This is a genomic window from Thauera sp. AutoDN2, assembly GCF_051280715.1.
GTDB lineage: Bacteria > Pseudomonadota > Gammaproteobacteria > Burkholderiales > Rhodocyclaceae > Thauera.
In genome coordinates, this window is record NZ_JBNCAR010000011.1 from 30,094 (window position 1) to 49,723 (window position 19,630).

A 19,630-nucleotide genomic window follows, 5' to 3' on the forward strand; every position below is an offset into this window, starting at 1 on the left:
TTTCCGGCAGTCGCGGCGACGCTGCGACTGCTTCACAATCAAGGGCATCGTTTTCTGGAGCCGAAGCGCATGAGCCATCCGTCCTTCGTACCTGCCAACGCGACGCGTGTGGCGCCTCCGCTCGAAGCAGCGCGCAGCTATCCCGCCAAACCGTCGGATGTATATCTATTTGGCACCTGCGTGATCGATGTGTTCTTTCCCGGTGCAGGGATGGACGCCATCCGCCTGCTTGAGCGCGAGGGTATCAAGGTGCATTTCCCGCAGGGCCAGAGCTGCTGTGGCCAACCCGCGTACACCTCGGGCTATACCGACGAGGCGCGTGAGGTGGCGCGGGCGCAGCTCGCACTGTTCGGTGGTGACTGGCCGGTGGTGATCCCGTCCGGCTCCTGTGCCGGCATGTTCCGTCACCACTACTTCGAGCTGTTCAAGGACGAGCCGCAGACGTTGAGACAGGTCGAGTCGCTTGCCGTACGGACCTTCGAACTAGCCGAGTTCCTGCTTGAAGTGTGCAAGGTCGAGTTCGAAGACATCGGTGTGCCGGTCAAGGTGGCGCTGCACACCTCCTGTTCGGCGCGGCGCGAGATGAATACGCATGTGCATGGGCGGGCGCTGCTGGCACAGCTCCCGGGTGTCGAGCAGGTCGATCATGACCACGAAAGCGAATGCTGCGGATTCGGTGGAAGCTTCAGCGTGCGCATGCCCGACATCTCCGGCGCGATGGTCAAGGACAAGACGGCCGCGTTGAAAGGTTCGGGCGCGGCCGAGGTGGTCAGCGCCGATTGCGGCTGTCTGCTGAATATCAACGGTTGCTTCGAAAAGCAGGGCGATGCGCTGCGCGGCGAGCATTTGGCGAGCTTCCTGCTGCGCCGTACTGCGTCTGCGCGCAAGGGAGGTGCGACATGAACGGCCTGGCCGATACCCCCGCGATGCCGATCGCCTTCAAGCGCAACGCGCGCGAAGCGCTCGCCGATCCGCAACTGCGGCGCAACTTTCGGGGTGCGATGGATTTTCTCATGGACAAGCGTCGCAGCCAGTTCCCCGATGGCGACGAACTGGAGCGCCTGCGGGCTTTCGGTAACCGGGTGCGGGCGCGGGCGCTGTCGAAGCTTCCGGATCTGCTCGAGCGCCTCGAAGCCAACCTCACCCGTAACGGCGTGCAGGTTCATTGGGCCGAGACGGTCGAGGAGGCGAACGCGATCGTGCACCGTATCGCCGAACGTCATGCGGCGAAGAAGGTGATCAAGGGCAAATCGATGGTGTCCGAGGAAATGGAGATGAACCATTACCTTGGCGAGCGTGGCGTGGACTGCCTCGAATCCGACATGGGCGAGTTCATCGTCCAACTGCGCGAAGAGAAGCCCGCCCACATCATCATGCCGGCGATCCACCTCAATGCGGGGCAGGTCGCTAAGCTGTTCCACGAACGGCTGAACGTCGATTACACCGAAGACGTGGACCGCCTGATCCAGATCGGTCGCGAAACCCTCCGCCGCAACTTCTTCGAGGCCGACATCGGCGTCTCGGGCGTCAACTTCGCCATTGCGGAGACTGGAACCCTGCTGCTGGTCGAGAACGAGGGCAATGGCCGCATGTCGACCACGGTGCCGCCGGTCCATATCGCAGTGACGGGCATCGAGAAGGTGGTCGAGAACCTGCGTGACGTGATCCCGCTGCTGTCGCTGCTGACACGCTCGGCAACCGGACAGGCGATCACGACCTACGTAAACATGATCTCCGGCCCGCGCAAGGCGAACGAGCTCGACGGCCCGCAGGAAGTGCATCTGGTGCTGCTCGACAACGGCCGCACCCAGGCCTTCGCAGACGGCGAACTGCGTCAGACGCTCAATTGCATCCGCTGTGGTGCATGCATGAACCACTGCCCGGTCTACACCCGTATCGGAGGCCACGCCTACGGAACCGTGTATCCGGGGCCGATCGGCAAGATCGTCACGCCGCACATGCTTGGCTTGGAGACCACCCGTGACCTGCCTACCGCGTCGTCGATGTGCGGCGCCTGCGGAGAGGTATGCCCGGTCAAGATCCCGATCCCCTCCCTCTTGCGCCGGCTGCGCGAGGAGGCGGTACGGCCGCCGACGGAGGCGCCGCATCACATGCGCGGCCAGGGCGCCAAGTACTCGAAGAGGGAGACGATGATCTGGAAGGCCTGGCGCACGCTCAACACTTCGCCTGCGCTGTACCGGGCAGCGATGTACGCCGGAACGCGGATGAGGGGGCTGATGCCCGACAGCATCGGCCCATGGACCGAGCACCGCAGCGCGCCAAAGCTTGCGCCGCGCACCCTTCACGAACTCGCCCGTGAGCACCTTGGCGACCAATGAGCGATCTGGGGAGCATGGACGCAATGAATGCAAAGCAACGGATACTGGGCAAGCTGCGCGGTAGCCTTCAGGGTACGACGCCGGTTGCCGATGATTACGATATCGACCTGCTCACGGAGCCGTGGCGGTACAGCGACGAAGCCCGCATACCACGCCTTCGGCAGATGCTCGAGGCGGTCCATGGCGAAACACAGTTGAGCACCCGCGCCGGGTGGCCTGCGCGGGTGGTCGAGGCGCTCGTGGCGCGGGGAATCGGCGAGTTGCTTGTTTCGCCCGCCACCGCCCACGGGCGGCAGCTCGCCGAACACCTTGCGTCGAGTCCGTGCGCGATTCGTCTGAAGGCCTACGATCGACCGGTGGAAGAGTGGAAAGACGAACTCTTCTTCCATACCCCGGCCAGCTTGACGGGAACGCTCGGCGGGATCGCCGCGACCGGCAGCCTTGTGCTCTGGCCGACGCCTGAGGAGCCGCGACTGATGAGTCTGGTGCCGCCCTTTCATATCGCGCTGCTGAACGCGAGCGAGGTGCGGGACAACTTCCACGACTTCATGCACGAGCACAACTGGGCCGCGGGACTGCCGACCAACGCATTGCTGGTGTCGGGGCCTTCAAAAACCGCCGATATTCAGCAAACGCTTGCCTATGGCGCACATGGGCCAAAGGAGTTGCTGGTCCTGATCCTTGAGGACGCCTGAGCGTTCGGGCCATGGGATGCGGTTGCAAGAGGGATCGGTGATCGCGGCCGCCTCGCGTTCAGGTGGCCCACGCCTGCAGCAGCCCGCCGAGCAGTGCAGTGAGCACAACGACCGCCCAGGGCGGTGCCTTGAATCGCATCAAGGCGAGCAGGGCGAGTGCGGCGAGAATCAGGTCAGCGGGCGCGTGGATCGCGCTTCTCCATACCGGGTCGTAGAGTGCAGCGAGCAGCAGGCCGACGACCGCAGCGTTGACGCCGACGAGACTGGCGCGTGCTGCCGTGCTGGAACGTAGCCGGTCCCAGAAGGGCAGGGCGCCAAGGACGAGCAGAAAGGCTGGCACGAAGATCGCCACCAGGGCGAGCATGCCGCCCGCCCAGCCGTCGACCGGCCCGTCGGCGGATGCGCCAAGAAAGGCCGCGAAGGTGAAGAGTGGTCCGGGCACCGCCTGTGCAGCGCCATACCCGGCGAGGAAGGTGTCGTTGTCCACCCAGCCGGGCGGGACGACCTCGGCCTGCAGCAAGGGCAGCATGACGTGGCCGCCACCGAATACCAGGGCGCCGCTGCGATAGAACACATCCACCATCGCCAAGGTGGCATTCTCGAACGATGCGGCCAACACCGGAAGGCCTGCGAGCAGCACGGCGAAGCCGAGCAGCAGGCCAAGAGCGACCCTCCGGCTCATCTGCGCGATGGGTGGCGAGTGTGCGGGGTTGGCCTGTCCGGCGAACAAGCGGCGACCGATCAGCGCACCCGCAAGGATGACAGCGATCTGACTCCATGCCGATGGCAAAGCAAGCAGGAACAGCGTGGCGCCAGCCATTAGGAGTTTGTGCGGCACTTGGGGGCAGAGTTTTTGCATCATGCCCCACACCGCTTGTGCGACCACCGCGACCGCCACCACCTTCAGTCCGTGCAGCACGCCGTCCGGCATCGATCCCCAGTGCTGCATGCCGAGTGCAAGCAGGATCATCGCGACCGCAGAGGGGAGCGTGAAACCGAGCCACGCCGCCAGCGCGCCCGGGAGTCCGGCGCGCGCATAGCCGACTCCCATGCCGATCTGGCTGCTCGCAGGGCCCGGCAGGAACTGGCACAGCGCGACGAGGTCTGCATAGCCTCGCTCGGTGAGCCATGCACGCCGGGTTACGAACTCGGCGTGAAAATAGCCCAGATGCGCCACCGGTCCGCCAAAGGATGTGAGTCCGAGGCGCAGAAAGGCGAGGAAGATGGTCCTGAATGAATCCTGGGGTTGTGCCATCTACGATCCTGTATCTGCGGTCGGTCGGGCGCTCAACTCAGGCTCTGCGTGTGCACCATGTAGTTCACGTCGGTGTCTGGCCCAAGGCTGTAGACGCGGCTCAGCGGGTTGTAGGCCAGACCGATGATGTCGCGCACCTCAAGCCGGGCTTGGCGACAATGCCGTGTCAGTTCGGAGGGCTTGAGGAACTTCGCGTACTCGTGCGTCCCGGCGGGGAGCAGCTTGAGCACGTACTCTGCGCCGATGATCGCGAAGACGTAGGACTTGAGGTTGCGATTGAGCGTGGACAGAAAGACGTGTCCGCCAGGCTTCACCAGGGCGGCGCAGGCAGCGATGGTGCTTGCGGGGTTCGGGACGTGCTCCAGCATCTCCATGCAGGTCACCACATCGTAGTGCTGCGGGTCGTCCGCGGCGTGCTGCTCTGCGCTGATCAGCCGGTACTCCACCTTGTGGCCGCTTTCGAACAGGTGCAACCGCGCCACGCTGAGTGCCTTTTCCGACAGGTCGATGCCGGTCACCTCAGCGCCGAGCGCAGCCATCCCCTCGGAGAGGATCCCGCCGCCGCAGCCGACATCGAGCACCTTCTTGCCCGCCAGTCCGGCCTTGCCGTCGATCCACCCCAAGCGGAGCGGGTTGATCTCGTGCAGGGGCTTGAACTCGGATGCGGGGTCCCACCACCGGTGGGCGAGTTCGCTGAATTTCTGCAGTTCGGCGGGATCGGCGTTCAGGGTGTTCATGAGGGTCGATGGTCCTTGATGGCGGGACGCCGGGAGCGCGGGACGCCCGGCAGAAATGAAAAAGCCCCGCCGAGGCAGGGCTTTCGCGCATGCGGTTCCGGAATTACTTGGAGCCGATGACTTCCACTTCGACGCGACGATCCGGCTGCAGGCAGGAGATCAGCGCGGCGCGGCCACGGACCTTGTCGCACTGGTTGCCGGTCACCGGCTGGGCTTCGCCCTTGCCTTCGGTGTAGATGCGGTTGGCGTCGACACCCTGCGAGACCAGGTAGGTCTTGACGGCGGCGGCACGGCGCTCGGACAGTCGCTGGTTGTAGGCTTCCGAGCCGATGCGGTCGGTGTGGCCGACGGCGAGGATGACTTCCAGCTTCAGGGACTTGGCCTGCGCAGCCAGTTCGTTGAGCTTGGCCTGGCCTTCCGGCTTCAGGGTGGCCTTGTCGAAGTCGAACAGGGCGTCGGCGGCCAGTTTCACCTTGTCGGCGGTGGGCTTCGGAGCCGGGGCAGCAGCAGCGACCGGGGCGGTGCACTTGTCGGCCGGGACGATGTCGGCATCGCACGCGCAGCCGACCGGGAACTCACCGGCCAGGGCGGTCGAAGCGGCAGCCGGGCTCCAGTAGCCGGTGCGCCAGCACAGGCCGGTACCGCTGCGGGCGACGACGTTGCGCGCGTCGATGACGTAAGGGATTTCGCCGGCGCCCGACACGACGACGTCGTTTACCTGCGCAAAGGCGCTCGGAGCGGACAGGCCAATCGAGGCGATGGCTGCCAGCATGAACATCTGCTTCTTGGTTTGTTTGATCATGGTTTCCTCTTTGATGGGCGAGTCGCCGGTAATGCCATTGAAAGGGATGAAGACAGCCGGACTACCGTCTTCGCGTACGAAAGACTCAGTATATCCACTTCAATTACTGAGCTTAGTTTGCCACACGGATGAAAGGCGGAGCAATTCGCTGTCGTTAATATGCAACAGCGCAGCGCCTTTGTCCACGCGGGTTTCCCCATTTACCCAGACGTGCGAAACATGCTCGCGACCCGCGACATGGACAAGGTGTGAGACGGGGTCGAAACACGGTTGGCAATCCACTGCACCGAGATCGACTGCGCACAGGTCGGCCAGCTTGCCGACCTCGATCGAGCCGATCCGGTCGGCCATTCCCAGTGCGCTTGCGCCGTCCAGTGTCGCCATGCGCAGGGCGGTCTGAGCAGGCACGACTGTTGGGTCACGGGAGGCGGCCTTGGCGAGCAAGGCTGCGTGACGCATTTCGTGGAACATGTCGAGGCGGTTGTTGCTTGCGGCGCCGTCTGTGCCCAATCCCACGCGCAGGCCTGCAGCGAGCATTCGCGATATATCGGGGATGCCGCTACCGAGCTTCATGTTCGAGGTGGGGCAGTGTGCCACGCTGCAGCCGTGGCGTTGGAGAAGCTCCAGATCGGTCTCGTCGAGATGCACTGCGTGCACCGCGATCGTGTTCTGGCCGAGCGCGCCGAGCCGCGCCAGACGAGCAAGTGGGCGGCAGCCGTGGGCGGCGAGCGAGTCAGCGATCTCCTGGCTGGTTTCGTGCACATGGATATGAATGGCGAGGTCGAGTTCCTCGGCAATGGCCAGCGCACGCGCGAAGCTGGCGTCCGAAACGGTGTACGGTGCATGGGGCGCGACCGAGAACTGAATCAGGGGGTGCGCGGACCAGCGGTCGCGCGAAGCAAGACCTTTGCGCAGGTAGTCGTCGGCGTCGCTGGCGTAGGGCGTGGGGAACTCGAGCATGACCATGCCGACGACCGCGCGCATGCCCATCTCGGCGAAGGCCTCTGCAGCGGCCTCGGGGTGAAAATACATGTCGTTGCAGGTGGTAACGCCACCGCGCAGCATCTCGGCGGCCGCAAGACGCGTGCCGTCGCGGACGAATGCCGGGCTTACGTGGCGGGCCTCGGTGGGCCAGATGGCTTCCTGCAGCCAGCGCATCAGCGGCAGGTCGTCGGCGATGCCGCGCATGAGGTTCATTGCTGCGTGCGCATGAAGATTCACCATGCCGGGGATGAGCAGATGGGTGGGCAGGCTCACCTCACGTTCGGCTCGATAGTGCCGGTGTGCTTCGGCCTGAGGCATCACACCCACGATGCGTCCATCCCGAACGGCCACTGCGTGGTTCTCGAGGACAGTGTTGACGGGTGCAACCGGGGCGATCCAGCGTGTGTTGATGACCAGGTCGGCGGGCTCGTTCAAGTTCTCGTCTCCGTCGGGTAAGGGGGGCGGGCAAGGGTAATGCAGGCCGGGGGCATTACATTGCCTCGTGCAGGCCGGTTCGTGCAAGAATTGCACTGTTTTCCAGCGCTGCGTAGTGGAGCGCCTGCCTCCACGGAATGAAAATGAACGCGACTCCGGACCGGATCGGGAAGTACAGGATCATCAGGGAAATCGGCCGTGGTGCAACGGCGGTGGTCTATCTCGCCGAATGCGACGATTACCCTACGCCCGTGGCGCTCAAGCATGTGCGCTTCGGCGACCGCGGCCGCGACGAGGCCAAATGGAGCCGGCGCCTGATCAAGCTGCTTCGGGCGGAGCAGGCGGTGTCCGGGCGCCTTGATCACCCGAATATCATCCGTATCTTCGATGCTTCGGTCGATGCCGAGCAGGCCTATGTGGTGATGGAGTATTTTCCGGGTGAATCGCTCGAGCGCTTTTGCGGGTTCGAGAACCTGCTGCCCATCCATCGCACGATCGCGATCGTGTTCAAGTGTTGCATGGCGCTGGATCACGCCTATCGGCAGGGGGTCGTTCATCGCGACATCAAGCCGGCGAACATCCTGGTGGATGAGCGCGACAATGTAAAAATTACCGACTTCGGTCTGGCGCTCAACATCAACAAGAAGCTCGATACCGACTCTACCTTCATCATGGGGGTCGGTTCGCCCGCCTACATGAGCCCGGAACAGATCAAGGGCTACCCGCTCAACCAGAAGACCGATCTCTATTCGCTTGGTGTCGTGCTGTTCCACATGCTCACAGGGCGGCTGCCATTCCGCGCCAGCAATCCGGCGCAGCTCGTCTACAAGATCATCAACGCCGATCCGCCCTCGGTCTCGCAGCTGAACCCGGACGTGCCCGAGCAGATGGACGCGGTGATCCGCAAGGCGCTGGAAAAGGACCTGTACTCGCGTTACCGCAATGGCGCGGAGTTTGCTAAGGATCTGGCAGCGGTTCGCTACCGCATCCTGGACGAGAGTTACGTGCCGCCGGATTCGGCGCGTTTCACTCAGTTGCGCCGCATGGCCTTCTTTACAGAGTTCGAGGATGTGGACCTATGGGAGGTGCTGCGCATCTGCTCGTGGCGCAAGGTGGAGCAGGAGGTGGCCTTGATGCGCGAAGGCGATACCGACCAGCGGTTCGGTATCGTGCTTGCGGGGCGGGTCGAACTCTCTAGGAACGGCAAGCGGGTCATGGAGCTCGGCCCGGGCGAGGTGTTCGGTGTGCAGGCCTGGCTGGACCAGCTCGAGCATCGTCACATGCTCACGGTTGTGTCGCTCGAGCCGCTGAGTTACCTGGAGGTCAATCCGGCGGCGCTTGCGCTGGCTACCGATGAGGTACAGGAGCGCTTCAAGCGCCAAGTCGCCACCGCCGTGGTGCGCAGGCTCGCGTCGCTTTCTGCTCAACTTGCCGAGGAGGCGCCCGAGGCTGTGCGGGCGCAGCGATCTGCGCCTGTGAGCCATGACCTGCAACTGCTCGACCCCTGAACGCCATCCTCCGGTGGATCCTCCGTGGGGGATGGTCGCCTCCCCCGGCACATGCCCTATTGAGCTGCGCCTAGTTTGCGTGCGCGTTCGAGGCTGGTCTTGCGCGCTTCGGGTGTCGAAGGCGCCAGCGCGAGCCAGTTGCCCAGGTGCGCGCACGTGAGCTCGGTGAGTGCCTGCATCCATTCGTGGCGCTCATTCAGGCAGGGGATGTAGTGGAAGGCCTTGCCGCCTTTCTCCAGGAACGCCTCCCTGCACTCCATGCCAATTTCCTCCAGGGTCTCGAGACAGTCCGAGACGAAGCCTGGGCACATCACGTCGACGCGGCCCACCCCCTGTGCCGCGAGCGCCTCGAGCGTGGGCTGCGTGTAGGGTTGGAGCCATTCGGCCTTGCCGAAGCGCGACTGAAAGGTCACCAGCACCTTCTCCGGCGCGAGGCCAAGCCCTTCCGCCACCAGCCGGCCGGTCTTGTGGCATTCGCAATGATAGGGGTCACCCAGATCGAGCGAGCGCCGCGGCACACCATGGAAGCTGAGCAACAGGCGATCGGGTTCGCCGTTCGCGGCCCAGTGGTCGCGCACGCTCTGCACCAGCGCCGCGATGTAGCCCGGATGGTCGTGGAAGTTGCGTACGAAGCGGACTTCGGGCTGATTGCGCCAGCGTGCCATGCAGCGTCCCACCTCATCCACGACGGTGGCGGAGGTGCTTGCCGAATACTGCGGGTAGAGCGGTAGCACGAGGATGCGGGTGCAGCCGCGTGCGCGCATGGCATTGAGGGTGTCCTCGATCGAGGGCGTTCCATATCGCATCGCATACGCGACGTCGAGTTCCCCGTGGCCGGCTTTCGCGAGATATCCGGCGAGCAGCTTGGTCTGGCGCTCGGTGTGCACCTTCAGGGGGGAGCCTTCGTCGGTCCAGATGGTGGCGTATTTTGCGGCCGAGGCCTTGGGGCGGGTGTTGAGGATGATGCCGTTGAGGATCAGCCACCAGATCGGGCGTGGAATCTCTACCACGCGTGGATCGGACAGGAACTGCTTGAGGTAGGGGCGCAGCGCGGCCGCGGTGGGTGCCTCGGGGCTGCCCAGGTTGACGAGCAGCACGCCGGTACGGGGCGTATCGTCGTGTTTGAAAGGCGGTTCTTTCCAGTAACGGGACATCGGATTCCTTGTCGTTCTTTCTGTTGTCGCGGCCAGTGGTGTGGGTCCGCCCTCAGTTGCGGGCGGACAGCGCGTTGGAGAGCAGGCGAGCGGTGATGTCGACGATCGGGATCACGCGGTCGTAGGCCATGCGTGTCGGGCCGATCACGCCCAGGGAGCCCACGACCTGACCATCCACCTCGTACGGGGCAGTGATGACGCTGCAGCCGTCCAGGGGCTCCAGGCCGGATTCGCCACCGATGAAGATCTGCACGCCTTCGGCCCGGTTCGACAGGTCGAGCAACTGCATCAGGCCGGTACGCTGTTCGAAAAGCTTGAACAGCTCGCGCAGGCGCGACATGTTCGAGGACAGGTCGTCGATGTCGAGCAGGTTGGTTTCGCCCGAAATCACGTAGTTCGACGCGTTGTCCTCGGCCGCCTGCGCGCCTGCGTCCACCGTTGCGCTCATCAGCTCGGTCATGTCGCTGCGCAGCTGTCGGAGTTCATCCTTGAGTCGGATGCGGATCTCGTCGAAGGACAAGCCGGCGTAGTGTTCGTTCAGGTACTGCGTGGTGGCCCCAAGTTCGGCGGAGCTATAGCCGCGGCGGGTGAGGAGCAGACGGTTCTGCACGTCGCCACCGGTGGTGACGATGATAAGCAGGATCCGGTTTTCGGCGAGGCTGATGAACTCGAACTGGCGGATGCGCACCGCTTCCTTGCGCGGCGCGACGACCACCCCCGCGAAGCGGGTGAGATCCGAGAGCAGATGTGAGGCAGAACTGATCAGGCGTTGCGGCTGATCGGGCGGCAGTTGCCCCTTCAGTGCGCGTACACGCTCGCTGCCGAGTGGCTGCACGGTGAGCAGGGTATCCACGAAGAAGCGGTAGCCCCGCGCCGTCGGAATGCGCCCTGCCGAAGTGTGCGGGCTTGCAATGAAGCCCATCTCCTCAAGGTCGCTCATCACATTGCGCACCGTGGCGGGTGACAGCTCCAGTCCGGAAAAGCGCGACAGTGCGCGCGAACCAACCGGCTGCCCATCGGCGATGTAGCGTTCGATCAGGGTCTTGAGCAGGATCTGGGAGCGGGTGTCGATGGAATTCATGGCAGTCGGGAATATAGCCCGGATTCTACGGAAGCGTCCCTTCGCAGGCCAGTTGGCCGGGCTACATTGGCCGGATCGCGCGATCCGCAAAGCTTCTCTCCTTCGGCTTCTCCGGAACTCTTTGGCGTCATGCCCGAGGGCTGGGCATTGTGGTTTAATCCAGGTCCATGAGCACGAACTTCCGCACGATTGCCCTCATCGGCAAGTACCAGAGTACCGACGTGGCCGAGTCGGTGCTCTCGGTCGCGCGCTATCTGCGTGATCGTGGCCTCACCGTATTGATCGAGCAGGGCACCGCGAGTTCGATCGGTGGCGTGCACGATTTTCCGGTGGCGAGCTACGAATACATCGGTGTGAGCGCCGACCTCGCCGTCGTTGTCGGCGGAGATGGAAGCATGCTGCATAGTGCGCGCCGGCTCGTCGATCATGGCGTACCCCTGGTCGGGGTCAATCTGGGCCGGCTGGGTTTTCTGACCGACATTTCGCGCAGCCATGCCAGCGAGCGCCTGGGCGAGATGCTGGATGGCCATTACACGGAAGAGCATCGTTTCATGCTCGATGCGGAGGTGCTGCGAGGTGGGGAACGTGTGTTCCATACGCTCGCGCTCAACGACGTGGTGGTCAACAAGGGCGATCTGGGGCGCATGATCGAATTCGACCTCTCCATCGATGGGGAATTCGTCTACACGCAACGCTCGGACGGCATGATCGTGTCCACGCCGACCGGCTCGACCGCCTACGCGCTCTCCGCCAATGGCCCGATCCTGCACCCGAGTGTGGGCGGGATCGCCCTGGTGCCGCTGTGTCCGCATGCGCTTACGGCGCGTCCGATCACGTTGCCCGACAGTTGCTGCATCGACATCGCCATGCTGCCCCTGCAGGATGCGCGCGTGCATTTCGACGGCCAGACACGCTTCGACCTGCGTGCGGGAGACTGCGTGCGGCTCAAGCGTTCTGTGCACACGCTGCGTCTGCTGCACCCGAAGGGCTACAGCTACTTCGACATGCTGCGCGAGAAGCTTCACTGGAGCGCCGCGCCGCGGAACTGATCCGGTCGCTGGTGCAAACGAACGCGCTCTTGCGCTGCTCGCTTTTCTTCCGTTTCGAAACCCGCTTTTCCTTTGATTTGCCTCGCTACGATGCTGCGCAGCCTGACCATTCGTGATTTTGTCATCGTCGACCGGCTCGATCTGGAATTCGAGCCGGGCTTTGGCGCCCTGACCGGCGAAACCGGGGCAGGCAAATCCATCCTGCTCGATGCGCTTGGTCTTGCGCTCGGTGGCCGCGGGGATGCCGCCGCAGTGCGTCAGGGGCGCGAGCGCGCCGAGGTGGTCGCCGAGTTCGATCTGCCGGTCGAGGGCGGGCTTCGTGCCTGGCTGGTGGAGCAGGGCTTGGGTGTTGAAGAGGATTGCGCGATCCTGCGCCGGACCATCGACGCCGGCGGACGCAGCCGGGCCTGGATCAATGGCAGCGCTGTAACGCTTACGCAACTGCGCAGCGCGGGGGAGTGGCTGGCCGATATTCACGGACAGCATGCGCACCACGCTTTGTTGCGTGGCGAGGCGCAGCGCGCGCTGCTGGACGCCCAGGCTGGAGCGCTTGGCCTCGCGGCGGAGGTGGCGGATAGGCATCGTGAATGGCAGCGAATGCTGCGTCTGCAGCGGGAGGCCGAGGTGGATTCGGCCAGCTCGGCCAAGGAGCGCGAACTGCTTGGCTGGCAACTTGGCGAGTTGGAAGAGCTTGGCTTCGATGTCGAGGAATGGCTCGCGCTGGAAGCCGAGCATGGACGTCTTGCCCATGCTGCAAGCATTTTGGAAGGCGCCGAGGAAACACTGGCCGTGCTTGGGGAAGGCGACGCGGCGGTCTGTTCGATGCTCCGGCATCTGGATGCGCGCATCAGCGGGCTGTGCGAGTTCGACCCCGGGTTGGCCGACGTGCGCGAGTTACTCGGTGCTGCGGCGATTCAGGCGGACGAAGCCCTGCACGCCTTGCGTCGTTACCACGACCGGCTGGACCTGGACCCCGCACGGCTGGCAGAGGTGGAACGCCGCATCGCCGCCGTCATGGACATGGCGCGCAAGCACCGCGTGGCGCCGGAGGCGCTTCCCGAGCTTGCCGATCAGTGGCGCACGCGGCTGGCTACACTCGAGGCCACTGCCGATCCGCAGCGCCTGGCCGCAGCCGCGCGTGAGGCCGAGCAGCACTACATGGAAGCAGCACGTGCGCTGTCGCTCCAGCGCGCGCCGGCAGCGCGCAGGCTGTCTGAAGAGATCAGCGCTGCGATGCAGGACCTCGCGATGGCGGGCGGGCGCTTCGAGATCGCGCTCGAGGCCTGCCCGCCCGGGGCAAACGGGCTGGAGGGTGTCGAGTTCCGCGTTGCTGCCAACGCCGGGCAGGCATTGCGCAGCCTGGCGAAGGTGGCGTCCGGCGGCGAGCTCTCGCGCATCGGGCTTGCCATTCAGGTGATGACGAGCCGGGACGCGGCAGTGCCGACGCTGATTTTCGACGAGGTGGATGTGGGTATCGGCGGTAGGGTCGCCGAGATCGTTGGCAAACTGCTGGCGCGCCTGGGCAGGGAGCGTCAGGTTCTGTGCGTGACGCACCTGCCGCAGGTGGCCGCTTGTGCCGACTGGCAGTGGCGAATCGCGAAGCGGGACCACGATGGCGAAACGCTGAGCGAAGTCTCCCCGCTTGCGCACGAGGCGCGCGTGGAGGAGATTGCGCGTATGCTCGGCGGCGTGCACATTACCGCCACCACGCGCCAGCACGCCGCCGAACTGCTCGGTGCGCGCTGAGCGCGGGCGGCTGCCTCAGTCCTCGCGCTCGAGGTTGGGGCAGTTCTCGCGCGTGCAGTCCGCGTAAATGTAGAGTGCGTGATCGCGGATCTTGAATCCGCGCTCTTCGGCGATCTTGTTCTGCCGACGCTCGATCTCCGCGTCGAAGAATTCCTCGACCTTGCCGCACTGCATGCACACGAGGTGGTCGTGATGCCCGCCCTCGTTCAGTTCGAACACGGCCTTGCCCGATTCGAAGTAGTGCCGCTCGAGCAGTCCAGCCTGCTCGAACTGGGTCAGCACGCGATAGACCGTCGCCAGGCCGATGTCCATGCCTTCGTTCATCAGTGCGCGGTAAACGTCCTCCGCGGTCAGATGGCGCTGATCCGAATGCTGAAAGAGGTCGAGGATCTTCAGGCGCGGATAGGTCGCCTTGAGGCCGATGCTTTTCAGGTTCTTGGAGTTGTCTGACATTGGACTGGGCAAGTGATGAGGGCCTGAAGGGGGCGTATTCGCCGGGGGGCGGCCACGGCAGCGAGGCGAAGCGGTGACCGGGAGAGGGCGCAGCAGCGCCTTATGAACGCGCCTATGTTATATTTTTTACCCCTTTCTGAGAACAGCGACTCCGTCGCGACCAGGTCCGAACACCCACATGCGTTCCCACTTCGCTGCCGCGCTCGTCGCCACCAGCCTGCTCGCAGGCTGCTCCTTCGACTCCCTGGTCGGGGTCGTCAATCCTTATCGCATCGACGTCCGGCAAGGCAATTACGTCGACCAGGAAATGGTATCCCAGTTGCAGCGAGGCATGACGCGCGACCAAGTGCGTTACGTGCTCGGGACACCCCTGGTGGTGGGGATGTTCCGCAAGGATCGGTGGGATTACGTCTATCGCTACCGCCCGGGGCATGCCGATGCGCAGCAGCGTGTGATCTCGCTGTTCTTTGAAGGCGATGCGCTTGAGCGGATCGAAGGTGACGTCGAGGCAGGCAGTGGCGCGGAGGCGTCCGGCGAAACCGGCGCGGTGCGCAGTCGTGTGGTCGAACTGCCGGCCGCAACGGCGCGCTGAGGGCGCGTTCGGCTTGGAACAGTCCCTTGGAACCCCCGGGTTCGCAACCGTTCACATCGTCGGCGCGCCTGCCGGGTGCGTCGCGTCGTTCAGGAATACATGAAGATGTCGGAGATTCGAGTCGCGATTGCCGGAGCATCCGGCCGAATGGGGCGCATGCTGATCGAGGCGGCGCTCGCGGAGGAAGGCGTGGTGCTGGCAGCCGCCTTCGATCGGCCGGGTACGCCTTTCATCGGCCGCGATGCGGGCGAGATGGCTGGTGTTATGACCGGTGTGGCGATCGGTGACGATGCGGAGCGCGCGATTGGCGCAGCCGACTGTGTGATCGACTTCACCCGCCCCGAGGGAACGCTCACCCATCTCGCGCTGGCTCGCCGTCTGGGTAAGGCAATGGTGATCGGTACGACCGGATTCGACCAGGCGGGCAAGGCCGAAATTGCGGCAGCCGGTCAGGAGATCCCCGTCGTGTTCGCGCCCAACATGGCCGTTGGGGTCAATGCCGTGTTCAGGCTGCTCGAGGTGGCGGCCCGCATCCTGTCCGAGGGTTATGACGTAGAGGTGATCGAAGCGCATCATCGCTTCAAGGTCGATGCGCCTTCGGGCACTGCGTTGCGCATGGGTGAGGTGGTGGCGCGCGAGCTCGGTCGGGATCTCGATCGCTGCGCAGTGTATGGGCGCGAAGGCCATACCGGCGAGCGCAGCTCCGAGACGATTGGTTTCTCCACGATTCGTGGCGGCGACGTCGTCGGCGATCACACGGTCCTCTTCGCGGGGATCGGTGAACGCATCGAGATCACGCACAAGTCTGGCAGCCGGATGCCCTATGCGCTCGGCTCCATGCGCGCCGCGCGCTTTCTGGCCGGTCGCAGCAGTGGCTTGTTCGACATGCAGGACGTGCTCGGGCTGCGCTGAACGAGGTCCGTGCCGTGTCCGGCGAAACGCCCCCTTCCCCTCGTGAGCCCGATCAGTCGGCAAGCTCCGCAGCGGGCGAAGAGGTGCTCACCGAGGCCTGCGCGAGGGCGCGGCGGCAGCTGGAGTTGCTGTGCGATACGACCGGCGCCGGGGTTTGGGAGCTGGATCTCGAGAGCGGTGTCGTGCAGACCGACACGCGTTGGCGCGCCCGCCTTGGCTATGAAACATCCGAAACGATCGAATGGTCCGACCTGATCGAGGAAGGGGGCGTAGAGCGAATCCAAGCGGTACTGCGGGCGCTGTTGAAGGAGGAGGTGCCCGATTTGATCGTGGAGTTGCGCTTCCGCGCCTGTGACGGCAGCTGGCGCTGGATCGAGCTGCGGGGGCGTACGGCGGGCGCACCGTTCGAGGGGCGCTGGACACTCGTCGAAGGTACCTACCGCGACGTCACGCAGCGCAAGCAGCGCGAGCTTGAACTGCTTGAGGCCAAGGAGGCGGCGGAAGCCGCCAGCCGTGCAAAGGGTGACTTTCTGGCGAACATGAGCCACGAGATCCGCACGCCGATGAACGGCATCATCGGCATGACGGACCTCCTGCTCGACTCCGGCATGGTGGGCGAGCAGCGCGAATACCTGCTTACGGTCAAATCGTCGGCGGATGCACTGCTCACCATCATCAACGACATCCTGGATTTCTCGCGCATCGAGGCCGGGCAGCTGAGCGTGGAGGAGATCGACTTCTCGATCTCGTCGGTGGTGGCGGAAACCTGCAGGGTGCTCGCGTTGCGTGCTTCACAGAAGGGCATCGAACTGTTCCATGACATCGATCCCGACGTCCCCCGGGTGCTGCGGGGTGATCCGACACGCCTGCGACAGATACTGGTCAACCTGATTGGCAACGCAGTGAAATTCACCGAACGGGGCGAGATCTGCGTACGCGTGGAACGTGCCGAGCGCGGCGAGGAGATCGATCAGCTGAGGTTCTCGGTGCGCGACACGGGGTGCGGCATTCCTGCGGACAAGCTCGAGGCGATTTTTGCTGCATTTTCCCAGGCAGACACCTCCACGACGCGCAAGTATGGCGGTACGGGGCTGGGCCTCGCGATCACGCGTCAACTCGTCGAGCTGATGCATGGGCGCGTCGAGGTCGAGAGCCGGCTCGGCGCGGGGAGTACCTTCAGCTTCACACTGCCGTTGCGCCCGATTGCCGGACGGGCAGAGAGCATGCCGCCGGGCCTCGCGGGAACGCGTGTGCTGGTAGGCGCGACCAATGCAGCATTCGGCGCGTATCTGTGTCGCACCCTGGCGCGCTGTGGCCTGCGCCCGGAGCATGCAGGGGACGGGCAGGCCGTGCTTGCAGCCCTCGTCGCGGCCCGCGACGGGCGTGATCCCTATCACTTCCTGCTGCTGGATGCGGATATGCCGGATCCGGGTGGCTTGGCGCTTGCGCATCGCTTCGCGGACCTGGACCGGAGGGTGGATCGCATCGTCATGATGCTCGCCAGCCATGCACAGCGCAACGAGGCAGTGCGCTGCGCCGAGCTCGGCATCCAGCACAGGCTCGCGAAGCCTTTCGCGACCGAGGATCTGCTGTCGGTGCTCGAACTCGCACGTTCCGGGAAGGCCTCCGGGGAGGAACCGTCGCAGGCGGGAGGGGGAGATGGCGCTGCGTTCATGCTCGACCCCGTCATGCTTCCGCCGAGCCCGGATGGGTGCGAGACAGCGCGCCTGAGGATCCTGGTGGCCGAGGACAACCCGGTCAACCAGACAGTGGCGCAGCGTATCCTCGAGCGTGCCGGTCATGAGGTGACGGTGGTCGATAACGGCGAGCAGGCGCTGGAGGCGGTCGAGGAGGGCCGCTTCGACCTGATCCTGATGGACGTCCAGATGCCGGTGATGGGCGGAATGGAGGCGACGCAGGCCATTCGTGCGCACGAAGCGAGACGCAGCTGGGTGGTGCAGGACGACTGGCGCCCGATCCCGATCGTCGCAATGACGGCCCATGCCATGGAGGGTGACCGTCAGCGCTGCCTGGATGCCGGAATGGACGACTACGTGGCCAAGCCGATCCAGCCGAAGGCGCTTTTCGCCGCCATCGAGCGGGTCCTGGCCCCGCGCGCGACGGATGAGGTGGCCAGCGACATCACCTTCCTCGAACTTGGGGCCGATGATCGGCGGCAGATTGCCAGTCTGGACGAGGCGCGCGAGATGTTCGGTGGCGACGAGGGCGTGGTGAAGCAGCTCGTGACTGTGTTTCTCGACGATCATAATCACATCATCGGCGAACTGCAGGCGGCGGCAGCGGACATGGACTATGCGCGGCTCGCGCAGATCGCGCATTCGGTCAAGGGCTCGGTGGGGCTGTTCGCCGCGCGGCGCGCGGTAGATGCGGCGCTTGAGTTGGAGACGCTCGCGCGGGCCGGTGACGCACAGGCGCCCGCCAACCAGGCCAGGGTGCTGATCGGTGAGTTGCGGCTGCTCGCGCAGGCGCTGCAGGGGGAGCTGGGCAAGGCTCCGCCCTAGCGTGCGGCGTTGTTGCCAGTTTGCCTTGAGGCGGCCGGAAATATACAATTCAAGGGTTTGTTAAGCGGGATCGGCCCGGAGGCCCGTCCCGCTTTTTGTACATATCGGGCGCGCAGGCTGCGCGCCCCTGAATCTTCCAGCTGAATCCAGGAGCTTTTCGTGAGTGCATTCCCGTCCGCCCTTCTTGCGCTTGCCGACGGAACGGTTTTCCACGGCAAGGGTATCGGCGCGGTTGGCAGCACGGTCGGCGAAGTGGTGTTCAACACCTCGATGACGGGCTATCAGGAAATCCTGACCGACCCGAGCTACTGCCGCCAGATCGTCACGCTGACCTATCCGCACATCGGCAACACCGGCGTCAATACCGAGGACGTCGAGTCGACCCGGGTGCAGGCAGCCGGCCTCGTGATCCGCGACCTGCCCATCCTCGCTTCCAATTTCCGCATGTCCGAGCGGCTCGACAGCTACCTCAGGGCGCAGAACGTCGTCGCGATCGCCGGGCTCGACACCCGCCGCCTGACGCGCGTGCTGCGCGAGAAGGGTGCGCAGGCGGGCTGTATCGTCACCGCCGCCGAGGGCGAAACCCTTAACGCTGATGCTGCCGTGGCCCAGGCCCGCAGTTTCCCGGGGCTGGCCGGCATGGACCTGGCCAAGGTGGTGAGTGCGAGCGAGCGTTATCCATGGGCCGAATCCGAGTGGGTGCTGGGCGAAGGCTACGGCAAGTGCGAGGATGGTCGTTTCCATGTCGTCGCCTATGACTTTGGTGTGAAGTACAACATCCTGCGCATGCTTGCCGAGCGTGGTTGCCGCCTGACGGTGGTGCCGGCGCAGACGCCTGCTGCCGAAGTGCTGGCGCTGCAGCCCGATGGGGTGTTCCTGTCCAACGGCCCCGGCGACCCTGAGCCCTGCGACTACGCCATCGAGGCGATCCGCGAACTGATCGCGGCGCGCGTGCCGACCTTCGGCATCTGCCTCGGCCACCAGTTGCTGGCGCTTGCCTCGGGTGCAAAGACCATGAAGATGAAGTTCGGCCACCACGGGGCGAACCATCCGGTCAAGGATCTAGACAGCGGTCAGGTGCTGATCACCAGCCAGAACCACGGCTTCGCGGTCGACCCCACCTCCATGCCGGCGAACCTTCGCGTGACCCACCAGTCTCTGTTCGACGGCTCGAACCAGGGCATCGCCCGTACCGACGCCCCGGCCTTCTCGTTCCAGGGGCATCCCGAGGCGAGCCCCGGTCCGCATGATGTCGCGTACCTGTTCGATCGCTTCATCGGTCTGATGGAATCCGCCAAGTAATCCGGCAAACGGCGGGCGCAGGCCCGCCGCCCCCAGTTTTGGACGTGCGCGCCTTGCGCCGTCG

17 protein-coding genes are annotated in these 19,630 nt (G+C 64.7%); 10 read left to right on the forward strand and 7 right to left on the reverse strand.

Translation table 11 applies throughout. The features are described 5' to 3' along the window. Nucleotides 1-69: 69 nt before the first annotated feature. Genes ACPT9U_RS08470 through ACPT9U_RS08480 form a run of 3 tightly spaced genes read left to right on the forward strand, consistent with a single transcriptional unit; the run spans nucleotide 70 to nucleotide 3,034 of the window. Nucleotides 70-903 carry a (Fe-S)-binding protein gene (locus tag ACPT9U_RS08470; protein ID WP_435750586.1) on the forward strand — a complete coding sequence of 278 codons (834 nt, stop codon included), beginning with the start codon at nucleotides 70-72 and terminating at the stop codon, nucleotides 901-903. Further along, nucleotides 900-2,339: a LutB/LldF family L-lactate oxidation iron-sulfur protein gene (locus ACPT9U_RS08475; RefSeq protein ID WP_435750587.1), complete on the forward strand. Its 1,440-nt coding sequence runs from the start codon at nucleotides 900-902 to the stop codon at nucleotides 2,337-2,339. Before ACPT9U_RS08470 ends, ACPT9U_RS08475 begins: the two co-directional genes overlap by 4 nt. Nucleotides 2,340-2,362: 23 nt before the next feature. After that, nucleotides 2,363-3,034: a LutC/YkgG family protein gene (locus tag ACPT9U_RS08480; protein ID WP_418362851.1), complete on the forward strand. Its 672-nt coding sequence runs from the start codon at nucleotides 2,363-2,365 to the stop codon at nucleotides 3,032-3,034. Nucleotides 3,035-3,092: 58 nt separating this feature from the next. Here the strand turns inward: ACPT9U_RS08480 and chrA are convergent, their stop codons facing one another. The 4 genes from chrA to ACPT9U_RS08500 all read right to left on the reverse strand — a co-directional run bounded on the left by chrA (nucleotide 3,093) and on the right by ACPT9U_RS08500 (nucleotide 7,247). Then, on the reverse strand, nucleotides 3,093-4,289 hold the full coding sequence (gene chrA / locus ACPT9U_RS08485) for a chromate efflux transporter (protein ID WP_435750588.1): 1,197 nt from the start codon (nucleotides 4,287-4,289) through the stop codon (nucleotides 3,093-3,095). A gap of 32 nt (nucleotides 4,290-4,321) precedes the next feature. Continuing rightward, a complete protein-coding gene (gene ubiG / locus ACPT9U_RS08490) occupies nucleotides 4,322-5,026 on the reverse strand; it encodes a bifunctional 2-polyprenyl-6-hydroxyphenol methylase/3-demethylubiquinol 3-O-methyltransferase UbiG (protein ID WP_435750589.1) in 705 nt (234 codons plus the stop codon). Between the two features lie 103 nt (nucleotides 5,027-5,129). After that, nucleotides 5,130-5,828: an OmpA family protein gene (locus tag ACPT9U_RS08495; protein ID WP_435750590.1), complete on the reverse strand. Its 699-nt coding sequence runs from the start codon at nucleotides 5,826-5,828 to the stop codon at nucleotides 5,130-5,132. Between the two features lie 99 nt (nucleotides 5,829-5,927). Continuing rightward, on the reverse strand, nucleotides 5,928-7,247 hold the full coding sequence (locus ACPT9U_RS08500; protein WP_435750591.1) for a TRZ/ATZ family hydrolase: 1,320 nt from the start codon (nucleotides 7,245-7,247) through the stop codon (nucleotides 5,928-5,930). A 143-nt stretch (nucleotides 7,248-7,390) separates the two neighbouring features. Here ACPT9U_RS08500 and ACPT9U_RS08505 point away from each other — a divergent pair, with 143 nt between their 5' ends. Then, complete coding sequence (locus ACPT9U_RS08505) at nucleotides 7,391-8,755, forward strand: protein kinase domain-containing protein (RefSeq protein WP_435750592.1); 1,365 nt, start codon at nucleotides 7,391-7,393, stop codon at nucleotides 8,753-8,755. A gap of 56 nt (nucleotides 8,756-8,811) precedes the next feature. Here the strand turns inward: ACPT9U_RS08505 and hemH are convergent, their stop codons facing one another. Together hemH and hrcA are read right to left on the reverse strand one after the other, a co-directional pair. Next, the gene (gene hemH / locus ACPT9U_RS08510; RefSeq protein ID WP_435750593.1) at nucleotides 8,812-9,909 is read right to left on the reverse strand and encodes a ferrochelatase; all 1,098 of its coding nucleotides are present in this window, start codon (nucleotides 9,907-9,909) and stop codon (nucleotides 8,812-8,814) included. Between the two features lie 52 nt (nucleotides 9,910-9,961). Further along, entirely contained in the window at nucleotides 9,962-10,990 is a 1,029-nt protein-coding gene (hrcA, locus tag ACPT9U_RS08515; protein ID WP_418362844.1) for a heat-inducible transcriptional repressor HrcA, read from the reverse strand. 167 nt (nucleotides 10,991-11,157) lie between these two features. Between hrcA and ACPT9U_RS08520 the strand changes: the two genes are divergently transcribed. Beyond that, on the forward strand, nucleotides 11,158-12,039 hold the full coding sequence (locus ACPT9U_RS08520) for an NAD kinase (protein WP_418362843.1): 882 nt from the start codon (nucleotides 11,158-11,160) through the stop codon (nucleotides 12,037-12,039). A gap of 90 nt (nucleotides 12,040-12,129) precedes the next feature. Next, the gene (gene recN / locus ACPT9U_RS08525; RefSeq protein ID WP_435750594.1) at nucleotides 12,130-13,785 is read left to right on the forward strand and encodes a DNA repair protein RecN; all 1,656 of its coding nucleotides are present in this window, start codon (nucleotides 12,130-12,132) and stop codon (nucleotides 13,783-13,785) included. A gap of 15 nt (nucleotides 13,786-13,800) precedes the next feature. Here the strand turns inward: recN and fur are convergent, their stop codons facing one another. Continuing rightward, the gene (gene fur, locus ACPT9U_RS08530) at nucleotides 13,801-14,238 is read right to left on the reverse strand and encodes a ferric iron uptake transcriptional regulator (protein ID WP_418362841.1); all 438 of its coding nucleotides are present in this window, start codon (nucleotides 14,236-14,238) and stop codon (nucleotides 13,801-13,803) included. Nucleotides 14,239-14,416: 178 nt separating this feature from the next. On the opposite strand from fur, the gene ACPT9U_RS08535 reads away from it, so the two are divergent. The 4 genes from ACPT9U_RS08535 to carA all read left to right on the forward strand — a co-directional run bounded on the left by ACPT9U_RS08535 (nucleotide 14,417) and on the right by carA (nucleotide 19,566). Next, complete coding sequence (locus tag ACPT9U_RS08535; protein WP_435750595.1) at nucleotides 14,417-14,830, forward strand: outer membrane protein assembly factor BamE; 414 nt, start codon at nucleotides 14,417-14,419, stop codon at nucleotides 14,828-14,830. A 105-nt stretch (nucleotides 14,831-14,935) separates the two neighbouring features. After that, a complete protein-coding gene (gene dapB / locus ACPT9U_RS08540; RefSeq protein WP_435750596.1) occupies nucleotides 14,936-15,742 on the forward strand; it encodes a 4-hydroxy-tetrahydrodipicolinate reductase in 807 nt (268 codons plus the stop codon). Nucleotides 15,743-15,756: 14 nt separating this feature from the next. Then, nucleotides 15,757-18,264 carry a response regulator gene (locus ACPT9U_RS08545; RefSeq protein ID WP_435750597.1) on the forward strand — a complete coding sequence of 836 codons (2,508 nt, stop codon included), beginning with the start codon at nucleotides 15,757-15,759 and terminating at the stop codon, nucleotides 18,262-18,264. Between the two features lie 159 nt (nucleotides 18,265-18,423). Further along, entirely contained in the window at nucleotides 18,424-19,566 is a 1,143-nt protein-coding gene (gene carA, locus ACPT9U_RS08550; protein WP_418362837.1) for a glutamine-hydrolyzing carbamoyl-phosphate synthase small subunit, read from the forward strand. The last annotated feature ends 64 nt before the right edge of the window (nucleotides 19,567-19,630 follow it).

What these genes read in the sequence shown, in the direction of transcription:
- ACPT9U_RS08470 (WP_435750586.1), top strand. Translation starts at nt 70, where the DNA reads ATGAGCCATCCGTCCTTCGTACCTGCCAACGCGACGCGTGTGGCGCCT.
- ACPT9U_RS08475 (WP_435750587.1), top strand. Translation starts at nt 900, where the DNA reads ATGAACGGCCTGGCCGATACCCCCGCGATGCCGATCGCCTTCAAGCGC.
- ACPT9U_RS08480 (WP_418362851.1), top strand. Translation starts at nt 2,363, where the DNA reads ATGAATGCAAAGCAACGGATACTGGGCAAGCTGCGCGGTAGCCTTCAG.
- chrA (WP_435750588.1), bottom strand. Translation starts at nt 4,289, where the DNA reads ATGGCACAACCCCAGGATTCATTCAGGACCATCTTCCTCGCCTTTCTG.
- ubiG (WP_435750589.1), bottom strand. Translation starts at nt 5,026, where the DNA reads ATGAACACCCTGAACGCCGATCCCGCCGAACTGCAGAAATTCAGCGAA.
- ACPT9U_RS08495 (WP_435750590.1), bottom strand. Translation starts at nt 5,828, where the DNA reads ATGATCAAACAAACCAAGAAGCAGATGTTCATGCTGGCAGCCATCGCC.
- ACPT9U_RS08505 (WP_435750592.1), top strand. Translation starts at nt 7,391, where the DNA reads ATGAACGCGACTCCGGACCGGATCGGGAAGTACAGGATCATCAGGGAA.
- hemH (WP_435750593.1), bottom strand. Translation starts at nt 9,909, where the DNA reads ATGTCCCGTTACTGGAAAGAACCGCCTTTCAAACACGACGATACGCCC.
- hrcA (WP_418362844.1), bottom strand. Translation starts at nt 10,990, where the DNA reads ATGAATTCCATCGACACCCGCTCCCAGATCCTGCTCAAGACCCTGATC.
- ACPT9U_RS08520 (WP_418362843.1), top strand. Translation starts at nt 11,158, where the DNA reads ATGAGCACGAACTTCCGCACGATTGCCCTCATCGGCAAGTACCAGAGT.
- recN (WP_435750594.1), top strand. Translation starts at nt 12,130, where the DNA reads ATGCTGCGCAGCCTGACCATTCGTGATTTTGTCATCGTCGACCGGCTC.
- fur (WP_418362841.1), bottom strand. Translation starts at nt 14,238, where the DNA reads ATGTCAGACAACTCCAAGAACCTGAAAAGCATCGGCCTCAAGGCGACC.
- ACPT9U_RS08535 (WP_435750595.1), top strand. Translation starts at nt 14,417, where the DNA reads ATGCGTTCCCACTTCGCTGCCGCGCTCGTCGCCACCAGCCTGCTCGCA.
- dapB (WP_435750596.1), top strand. Translation starts at nt 14,936, where the DNA reads ATGTCGGAGATTCGAGTCGCGATTGCCGGAGCATCCGGCCGAATGGGG.